The organism is Kribbella catacumbae DSM 19601 (assembly GCF_000372465.1).
Classification (GTDB): domain Bacteria; phylum Actinomycetota; class Actinomycetes; order Propionibacteriales; family Kribbellaceae; genus Kribbella; species Kribbella catacumbae.
The window spans coordinates 40,861-49,364 of the sequence record NZ_AQUZ01000062.1 but is presented as its reverse complement, the minus strand read 5'-3'; the positions used below and the strand labels follow the sequence as shown (position 1 = coordinate 49,364).

Below are 8,504 nucleotides of genomic sequence, written 5' to 3'. Positions count from 1 at the left end.
TCCGTGCGTACCGGCACGGGCTCGCCTGACCGACTCCGTGCGTACCGGCACGGGCTCGCCTGACCGACTCCGTGCGTACCGGCACGGGCTCGCCTAACCGACTCCCTGCGTGCCGGCGCCGGCCGGCTCGCCCGCTCCGGTATGTCGTGCCGGCATCTACACGACCAGCTCCCAACAACGTGTGACGTGCCGGTGCCCGCCCGCTTGCCCGACTCCGTACGTCGAACCGGTGCCCGCCCGCTTGCCCGACTCCGTACGTCGTACCGGCGCTCGACCCCGCCAACGCTCGACCCGGTACGTCGTACCAGCACGCGCTTCGCCTGGCCGCCCCAGTACGCCGTACCGGGAATGCGGCACGTCTGCCCGTCCCCAATCCCACCTTGTGCACCCGCTGGGCGTTCTACTGGCGGGTAGGTGGCTTCCCGGTGCTCAAAGTTGATTGGGGTGGGCCGGCGGCGGCGACTTTGGGAGCGGGGTGGGCAGGAGGGGGCCCTTGGAGTGGCTGATGGGTGCTCAAGGTCGCCAGGCTGCGGGGGATGCAGCGACGGATCCGTGAGGTCGGGGGTTGCGTCTGAGCGGGGGTGCGACCGGGGGCATGAGGACAGGGCGGACGCTCTTCGAAGGGCGGCGGAGGGCTGGGGATGGCACGTCGGGGTGGGCCAGATGTGCCCTAGGCTGGGGAGGTTCGAGTGAGAGGAGTGGGACAGGTGAGGACGCAGCAGCGGTCGTTGGATGATGACGAGCGCGCTATGGCCGACCTCGCGGAGGTGTCCGACTGGAAGCGCGTCTGGGGTCCGCCCGAGACGGGGTTGGACGCGATCCGCGCGCTGGTGTCGCGGGTTACCGCCGCGACTGGCTGGCGTCCCTGGGCTCCCGGCAACATCGACCCGAACCGCTATACCTGGGGCCTCGTCACCCCGCGCCAGACCGTGATGCTGGTGCTGCCTGACGCCGTACTGCCGGACAGCCCGCGCAGTGGGTGGTCGGCGTACGAGATCGCTCCGGAGGAGGTCGCGGAAGCCGAGGATGGTCTCGACGACCACTGGCCGGATCAGCTCGAACTGGCCCGCAGGCACTGGGGGCAACCCGTCTTCGTCGGCCCCGGCGACGATCCCCGGATCCCGCTGGAGTGGCGCGGCAGGCGTCGTCATCTGGCAGTCTGGCTACGACCCGGCGCTGAGCTGCACCTGTACGCGACCCAACCTGAAGCCGACCCGGCCACGACCAGCGCCGGCTTCGGGTACTCCGTCTACGCGAGCGAGGTGGCCTGATGGCGACGATCGAGGAGGACATCCTCCGGGACGTCTACCAGGTGGTTCGGGCGATCACCTCGAAGCTGAACAAAAGGCGCAAGGACGCGCAGCGGCGGCGGATGCAGGGACCGGGCCGGGATGCGGTGCGGGCCGAGGAACTCCGCGCGCTGGTCGCGGATCTGGTGGACGAGCGCAATCACAATCCGGAGTTCGCCGATGCCATTGACGGGTTGTCCGAGGAGCAGCGTTCGCGGCTGTACGAGGCCGAGGCGGAGCGGATCCAGGAGAACCGTGATCGGCTGGACAACGACCCGAACCTGACGCCGGAAGGGCTCGAACGGGAGCGCCAGGAGCAGGAGCGGCGCGATCGGGACCGCGACGGCAACGGGCTCGATGACGACCGGGACCGGGAGTTGCAGACCGACGAGATCGTCGAGGAGCGCATCGATCCCAACGGCAACGGTGAGGTCGACGCCGTCGAGCGGCGCCAGGCGGAGCAGGAGGCGCGCGACGCGGCGGAAGAACGCCGGAAGCAGGAGCGGGCCGAGGAAGAGCGGCGGACGGAGGAAGCTCGCGGGGGTGACGTCGCTCCGGCTGTTGCTGCCGCCGGTGCCACTGCGGTTGTCGCCGATGAAGTCGCCGACGAGCTGAACGACCGGCAAGAGGAGCAGGCGCTTGCCGAAGACCAGGAGCGCGACGAGCAACTGCTCGATGAGGACGGTACTGCGCCTGAGGTGATCGGCGAGACCGAGCAGGAGCGCGATGCTCGCCTTGCAGAGCCCGAGGTTGCGCAGGAGGACCGGGTCCTTGATGAGGATGGCGCTGCGCCTGAGGTGATTGGTGAGACCGACCAGGAGCGTGATGCTCGGTTGGCGGAGCCTGAGACGGCGCAGGAGGACCGCGTTCTTGACGAGGACGGTACTGCGCCTGAGGTGATTGGTGAGACCGACCAGGAGCGCGATGCGCGGTTGGCGGAGCCTGAGGTTGCGCAGGAGGACCGGGTCCTTGATGAGGATGGCGCTGCTCCTGAGGTGATCGGTGAGACCGACCAGGAGCGGGACGCGCGGTTGGCAGAGCCTGAGACGGCGCAGGAGGACCGCGTTCTTGACGAGGACGGTGCGGCACCGGCCGTGATTGGTGAAGACGCGCAGCAGGCGGGGCTGGATCAGGATCAGGACGGGCAGGACCGGATCCTCGATGAGGATGGTGCTTCGCCTGCCGTGATCGGGGAGCGGGACGGGCAGGAACAGGGTGTCCACGATCCCGTGGTCGAAGAGCGGCGGGAAGAGCAGCTTGAGCAGGGTGAGGCTGGGGATCAGCCAGGGTTCAAGACTGGTGGCGACCAGGTTGCGGCTTCCGTCGAGGAGCAGCAGGACGAAGAGCGCCGGCCGGATGCCGTCGAGACCACCCTGCAGGAGGCCCGCTACGCCCAGCAGAACGGCCAGGTCACCCAGAATGGTCAGGTGGAGCAGAACGGCCAGAACCCGATGTCCCAGGACGAGATCGCGAAGCTGCAGAACATGCAGACCGGCCCGGCCTCAGCGACCGGCGCGACCCAGCAGCGGGCGGGACAGACCTCCGAAGCAGGTCAGGCGGGCCGCAACCCCGGCGCCGAGGCAGCGCATCGCCGCGACGCCGGCCGCGACGGCAGAGGCGGCCCCGGCATCGGCGAGTAGCCACGCACAGCAGACCCGTGTACCGGCGTACCGGCGGTCAGCAGGCCCGAGTACGCCGCGCACCGGCGTACAGGTGATCAGCAGACGCCCGTACGCCGCGGATCGGCGGTCAGTAGACGCGAGCAACCGAGGGGGTCAGTAGACGACGGCCTGTACGCCGTCGGCGAGGATCTCCTCAGTGAAAGCCGGCGCCCCGGCGATCCGGGTGCCGGGCAGCAGATCAGCCTCGGTGAGCTCCCGCCGCTTGGCGCACTGCGTGCACACCGTCAGCTGCCCACCAGCCAGTACTGCGGCCAGCAGGTCGGCCAGCGGCGCCGCATGCGGCAGCTCGAAGGCCTCGGCCCGCCCCGGTACGGCGAACCACACCGCCTCCCCGGTCAGCCAGAGCGACACCTGCGCGCCCGAGGCGACGGCAGTAGCGGCCACTGTGACGGCCTGGTTGGCGCGCTCGGGTTCATCGGCGCCTGCGGTCAGCTTGATAACCAGCGTGCGGGACATCACGCCACCGTAGCCCAGACTGCCGCGGCGATCCCCTAGACTGACCAATGTGCTACACGTCATCTTCACGACCCTGCTGGTGCTCGTCACCGTGTTCATGGGCTGGTTCTCGGCGTTCGTCGTCTACCGGCTGTACCGCGGCCGTAGCGCGAGCTGAGGCGGACAGATGGCGTTCGAGATCCCGCAGGACCTGCACCCCGACCTGATGCCGCTGGCCTGGCTACTCGGCCGGTGGGAGGGTCGCGGGCACGGTGAGTACCCGACGATCGAGAAGTTCGAGTTCGGGCAGCAGATCGACTTCAGCCACAACGGCAAGCCCTACCTGCACTACGTCAGCCAGACCTACGTGGTCGGCGAGGACGGCAAGCGGGAGCGCCCGCTGGCGATGGAGACCGGGTTCTGGCGGCCGAAGCCGGACAACAAGCTCGAGGTCGTGCTTGCGCACCCGACGGGCTTTGCCGAGGTCTGGTACGGCGAGATCGACAGCGCCAAGATCGAGATGCGCACGGATGTGGTCGCCCGGACCGCTACGGCCAAGGAGGTCAACGCGGGCCACCGCCTGTACGGCCTGGTCAAGGGCGAACTGATGTGGGCCTACGACATGGCCGCCGAAGGCCTCCCGCTCCAGCCGCACCTCTGGGCGACCCTGATCCGCGCTTAGCTCTCGGACACCCAGGAGTACTCGACCTTCGGCCGTCCACTGCGGCCGTCATAGCGCTGGGTGCGTAGGGCCTGGCCCTGGTCGGCCAGGTGTTCCAGATAGCGCCGGGCCGTGATCCGCGACGTACCCAAGGATGCCGCGACCTCCTCCGCGGTCCAGCCTTCGCGATCGCCGAGCAGCGTCACCACCCGATCCAGCACCGGCCCGGCCAAACCCTTGGGTACCGAAGAAATAGTTGCTGGATGCAACAAGCGATCAACCTCGTCCTGATCCGCGACGACCTGGCCGGACTCGGCCGCTCGCCGTTGCCGCGCGTAGGCGGTGAGCCGATCCCTCAACGTTTCAAAGGCAAACGGCTTCAACACGTACTGCACGACGCCGATCCGCGCAGCCGCCTGGACCGCGGCCACCTCGCGCGCAGCCGTCACCGCGACCACATCCGTTTGGTTGCCCGCAGCACGCATTCGGCGTACGACGTCAAGACCATGCCCGTCGGGCAGGTTCATGTCCAGCAGGACGAGATCGACCTGTTCCTGACTTAGCACGTGCAGCGCGCGGGCCGCAGTACCGGCCAGGCCGACGCAGACGAAGCCGGGCAACCGATCGACGTACACCCGGTGAGCCTCGGCAGCGACCGGATCGTCCTCGACCACGAGCACCCGCAGGTCAGCCATGAGTGCCCACCTCCCGCGGCAACCGCACCCGCACGGTCAAGGCCGGTACGTCGTCCAGCTCGGAATCGGGGTCGACCATCAACGTCCCTTCCCAGCGCTCGACCGTACTGCGAACCAGCACCAACCCGAGCCCATGACCCGGCTCGGCCTTCGTCGTCCAGCCGCGCTCGAACATCCGGGCCAACTCGGCGGCTCCCAGCTCGGCACCCGTGTTGGTCACCGCGAGATCGATGAACTCCGCACTCGCCGACGCTTTCAGCTCGACCCGTCGCGGCGCAGTACCGCCACGCGCGGCCTCGACCGCATTGTCGAGCAGATTGCCGACCACGGTGACGATGTCCTGGGCCGGCAGCCGCGTGTGCAATGCCTCGGAGCCCAGCTCGAGCGTGAGCAGTACTCCGCGCTCCTGCGCCTGGGCGAGTTTCGCGAGCAGCAGCGACGCGAGGACGGGGTCGCCGACGGTCCCGACCACCCGATCGGTCATCGCCTGCGCGAGCTGCAGTTCGGAGACGGCGAACTCCCGCGCGCGCTCCGGCCGGCCGATCTCGATCAGGCTGACGACTGTGTGCAGCCGGTTCGACGCCTCGTGATTCTGCGCCTGCAGCGACTCGGCCAGGCTGCGGACCGCGTCCAGTTCGCCGAGCAGCGCCTGCAGCTGGGTGTGGTCCCGCAGCGTGACGATCCGCCCTGACCGGGCGGGCTGCTGGTTGACCACGACAACACCATGAGCCCCGAGATGCAGCTCGTCGTACGCCGTCCGCCCGGCGCGCAACAAGCCCGACAAGGTGGCCGGCAGGTGCAGCTCCTCGACCGTCGAACCGGGCGGGACGTTGTGCAGGCCGAGCAGCCGGCGTGCTTCGTCGTTGACCAGCTGGACGCGGCCGTCGGAGTCGATCAGCAGCAGGCCTTCGCGGGCGGCACGCAGTACGCCTTCGTAGAAGTCGAGCATCCACGCGAGCGACTGGGTCCCCATCCCGCGAGTCGCCCGCCGGACCCGCCAGGCGACCAGAGCGTTGCCGGCTATCGCGACGCCGAGCACCAGGCTGGCCACGCCGAGCATGGAGCGCAGCTCTAGCTCGATGAGCTCGCTCCAGCGCGGTGGCGCGACTCCAGCCGCGGCGGCGTCCCGGTTGGCCTGGGTCCAGGTCTGGGCCAGCAGCACGATCCAGATCATCGCGATCATCACCGCGACCGTGACCGTCTGCAGCCAGAGCACCTGGCGGCGCAGCTCCCACGGACGGCCGGTCATCATGCCGACATTGTGCACACCAGTGCCACCAGTGGCATGCCGCGCGCCTGGGTCCGGGGGCCTGGCCGCGAACGATATGAACGAAATGCGCAGTTGTCCTGTGCGTCACGTCACAGTTACTCAGAACCCGCCCGCCGGCCGATCAGGAGTCCCCCTCATGGCGAGCCCGACCGCACCCCGCCCGACGCCGGTCCGTAACGACCGGACCCACTTCCTCTACATCGCCGTCATCGTCGCCGTACTGCTCGGCATCGGTGTCGGTTTCGTCTTCCCGAACTTCGCCGTCGAGCTGAAACCGCTCGGCACCGGGTTCGTGAACCTGATCAAGATGATGATCAGCCCGATCATCTTCTGCACCCTGGTGCTCGGCATCGGGTCGGTCCGCCAGGCCGCCAGCGTCGGCAAGGTCGGCGGACTGGCACTGGGCTACTTCCTGGTGATGTCGACGGTCGCGCTGGCGATCGGCCTGGTCGTCGGCAACCTGGTCCAGCCTGGTTCCGGCCTGAACCTGACCGACAAGCTGCGCGAGACGGGCCAGAAGCAGGCCGCCGGCGGGCACGAGAGCACCACCGACTTCCTGCTCGGCATCATCCCCAAGACGCTGGTGTCCGCCCTGACCGCGGGCGAAGTACTGCAGACCGTGTTCGTCGCGCTGCTGATCGGCTTCGCCCTGCAGGCGATGGGCCGGACGGGTCAGCCGATCCTGAACGGGATCGGGCACATCCAGCGGCTCGCCTTCAAGGTGCTGTCGATGATCATGTGGGTCGCGCCGATCGGTGCGTTCGGCGCCATCGCGGCCGTCGTCGGCGCCACCGGCTGGGACGCGCTGGTGAGTCTGGGCAAGATCATGCTCGCCTTCTACATCACCTGTGCGCTGTTTGTGCTGGTCGTCCTCGGCACGATCCTCAAGGTCGTCACCGGGATGTCGATCTTCCAGCTACTGCGCTACCTGGGCCGCGAGTTCCTGCTGATCGTGTCGACGTCCTCCTCGGAGACCGCGCTGCCGCGACTGATCGGGAAGATGGAGCACCTCGGCGTCGACAAGTCCGTGGTCGGTATCACCGTCCCGACCGGCTACTCGTTCAACCTGGACGGCACCGCGATCTACCTGACGATGGCGTCGCTGTTCATCGCCGAGGCGATGGACCAGCCGTTCTCGCTCGGTCAGCAGATCTCCCTGCTGGTGTTCATGATCGTCGCCTCGAAGGGCGCCGCCGGAGTCACCGGCGCGGGTCTGGCGACGCTGGCCGGCGGTCTGCAGTCGCACCGGCCGGACCTGGTCGACGGCGTCGGGCTGATCGTCGGCATCGACCGGTTCATGTCCGAGGCGCGGGCGCTGACCAACTTCGCCGGCAACGCGGTCGCGACCGTCCTGGTCGGCCACTGGACCGGCGCGTTCGACAAGGACCAGGCCCGGCAGGTGTTCGCCGGTGAGGATCCGTTCGACGAAGCCGCCTTCGCGGCCGGCGACACCCATGCGGGCGACGTACCGTTAGCCACTAAAAGGGCTGTAGACAGCAGTCCTTCTCACTAGTCCATCTGTCACCCCTCCCACGCTGCCCGCCAGCTCCCAACCGTCTGGGACCTGGCGGGCAGCGTGCTGTCTATCGACCGTCCAGCAGCTCAACCACCGGAGCTAGGTCGTCCAGGTACGTGGCGTTGATGGTGATGTACGACGCGCCGAACTCGTCTCGGCGACGCTGCAGCTCATCCGCCATCTCCTGCGGCGTCCCGCGGAGCAGCATGAGCGTGCCACTCGCCTCGAACTCCTCAACGCTCATGCCGGTCGCCTGCTTCGTCCAGGGCGGCAGCTCCGTCGTACCGGCCGCGAACAGGTTCATCGCCAGCTCGATGTCGTCTGCTCGCGGGCCGGCCAGCTCGCGCAGCTCCTGAGCAAGCCGGCGGACCCCTCCCGTGGCGCCGTCGCAGGCGTGGCCAGCGAGACGATGTCGGCCCGTGCAGCCGCCAGCGCGAGCATGCGGGGCCCACCGGCCGCCAGCATGATCGGCGTGTGCTGGTCATCGTCGAGCTTCTCCAGCTGGTCCAACGTCTCCCGGACCTGGTCGCGCCGTTCCTTGGCCGACCCGAACGGCATGCCCAGCTCAGTGGCCTGCTGCTCCACCTGCGGGCGTCCGGTGCCGATACCGAAGTCGAATCGCCCGCCGGTCAGCACCGACAGCGTGTGCGCGTCCCAGGCAGCAGAACGCGGCGTACGCAGAGGTGCAGCTGCGACGAACGTGCCGACGCGGATGTCAGCCGTCATGGCGGCCACTGCGAGTGTTGGAAAGGGCGACAGCAACTGGAGCCCATCCGGCATCAGCACTGACTTGTACCCGAGGTCGGCGGCCCGGCGTACGGTCTGCTGCCACTCCTCGGCGCTGCGGTCCGGACTGCCCACCACACCGAACCGGAATGCTCTGCTTGTCATCGTCCTGCTCCCCTCGAATTTGGTGCTTCCAGGCTCGCTTCGCGGGGGTGTTGTCCACATCCCAC

9 protein-coding genes are annotated in these 8,504 nt (G+C 68.5%); 4 read left to right on the top strand and 5 right to left on the bottom strand.

Features of this window, described 5'->3' with window-relative positions; genetic code table 11:
* The first annotated feature begins 707 nt into the window (after positions 1 to 707).
* Together A3ES_RS0138790 and A3ES_RS0138785 are read left to right on the top strand one after the other, a co-directional pair.
* Entirely contained in the window at positions 708 to 1,271 is a 564-nt protein-coding gene (locus tag A3ES_RS0138790; protein WP_026163600.1) for a hypothetical protein, read from the top strand.
* On the top strand, positions 1,271 to 2,929 hold the full coding sequence (locus A3ES_RS0138785) for a hypothetical protein (RefSeq protein ID WP_020392232.1): 1,659 nt from the start codon (positions 1,271 to 1,273) through the stop codon (positions 2,927 to 2,929). Before A3ES_RS0138790 ends, A3ES_RS0138785 begins: the two co-directional genes overlap by 1 nt.
* Before the next feature lie 135 nt (positions 2,930 to 3,064).
* Here A3ES_RS0138785 and A3ES_RS0138780 read toward each other — a convergent pair whose 3' ends face one another.
* Positions 3,065 to 3,427 carry a DsrE family protein gene (locus A3ES_RS0138780; RefSeq protein ID WP_020392231.1) on the bottom strand — a complete coding sequence of 121 codons (363 nt, stop codon included), beginning with the start codon at positions 3,425 to 3,427 and terminating at the stop codon, positions 3,065 to 3,067.
* A 166-nt stretch (positions 3,428 to 3,593) separates the two neighbouring features.
* On the opposite strand from A3ES_RS0138780, the gene A3ES_RS0138770 reads away from it, so the two are divergent.
* Positions 3,594 to 4,088 (top strand): heme-binding beta-barrel domain-containing protein, encoded by a 495-nt coding sequence (locus A3ES_RS0138770; RefSeq protein ID WP_020392229.1) that lies wholly within the window; start codon positions 3,594 to 3,596, stop codon positions 4,086 to 4,088.
* Here A3ES_RS0138770 and A3ES_RS0138765 read toward each other — a convergent pair.
* Both A3ES_RS0138765 and A3ES_RS0138760 read right to left on the bottom strand, forming a co-directional pair.
* Positions 4,085 to 4,762, bottom strand: a complete 678-nt coding sequence (locus tag A3ES_RS0138765) for a response regulator (protein WP_020392228.1) — start codon at positions 4,760 to 4,762, stop codon at positions 4,085 to 4,087. The genes A3ES_RS0138770 and A3ES_RS0138765 overlap by 4 nt on opposite strands.
* Entirely contained in the window at positions 4,755 to 6,014 is a 1,260-nt protein-coding gene (locus A3ES_RS0138760; protein WP_237745175.1) for a sensor histidine kinase, read from the bottom strand. The genes A3ES_RS0138765 and A3ES_RS0138760 overlap by 8 nt, the downstream gene beginning before the upstream one ends.
* Positions 6,015 to 6,168: 154 nt before the next feature.
* Between A3ES_RS0138760 and A3ES_RS0138755 the strand changes: the two genes are divergently transcribed.
* Entirely contained in the window at positions 6,169 to 7,545 is a 1,377-nt protein-coding gene (locus A3ES_RS0138755; protein WP_020392226.1) for a C4-dicarboxylate transporter DctA, read from the top strand.
* Positions 7,546 to 7,615: 70 nt separating this feature from the next.
* Here the strand turns inward: A3ES_RS0138755 and A3ES_RS55760 are convergent, their stop codons facing one another.
* Positions 7,616 to 7,852, bottom strand: a complete 237-nt coding sequence (locus tag A3ES_RS55760) for a hypothetical protein (RefSeq protein WP_202806684.1) — start codon at positions 7,850 to 7,852, stop codon at positions 7,616 to 7,618.
* On the bottom strand, positions 7,849 to 8,439 hold the full coding sequence (locus A3ES_RS49970; RefSeq protein ID WP_202806683.1) for an LLM class flavin-dependent oxidoreductase: 591 nt from the start codon (positions 8,437 to 8,439) through the stop codon (positions 7,849 to 7,851). The genes A3ES_RS55760 and A3ES_RS49970 overlap by 4 nt, the downstream gene beginning before the upstream one ends.
* Positions 8,440 to 8,504: the final 65 nt, after the last annotated feature.

Excerpts from the sequence above, each read along its gene's own strand:
- A3ES_RS0138755 (WP_020392226.1), top strand. The coding sequence starts at position 6,169 with ATGGCGAGCCCGACCGCACCCCGCCCGACGCCGGTCCGTAACGACCGG.
- A3ES_RS0138770 (WP_020392229.1), top strand. The coding sequence starts at position 3,594 with ATGGCGTTCGAGATCCCGCAGGACCTGCACCCCGACCTGATGCCGCTG.
- A3ES_RS0138760 (WP_237745175.1), bottom strand. The coding sequence starts at position 6,014 with ATGATGACCGGCCGTCCGTGGGAGCTGCGCCGCCAGGTGCTCTGGCTG.
- A3ES_RS0138785 (WP_020392232.1), top strand. The coding sequence starts at position 1,271 with ATGGCGACGATCGAGGAGGACATCCTCCGGGACGTCTACCAGGTGGTT.
- A3ES_RS49970 (WP_202806683.1), bottom strand. The coding sequence starts at position 8,439 with ATGACAAGCAGAGCATTCCGGTTCGGTGTGGTGGGCAGTCCGGACCGC.
- A3ES_RS55760 (WP_202806684.1), bottom strand. The coding sequence starts at position 7,852 with ATGAACCTGTTCGCGGCCGGTACGACGGAGCTGCCGCCCTGGACGAAG.
- A3ES_RS0138780 (WP_020392231.1), bottom strand. The coding sequence starts at position 3,427 with ATGTCCCGCACGCTGGTTATCAAGCTGACCGCAGGCGCCGATGAACCC.
- A3ES_RS0138765 (WP_020392228.1), bottom strand. The coding sequence starts at position 4,762 with ATGGCTGACCTGCGGGTGCTCGTGGTCGAGGACGATCCGGTCGCTGCC.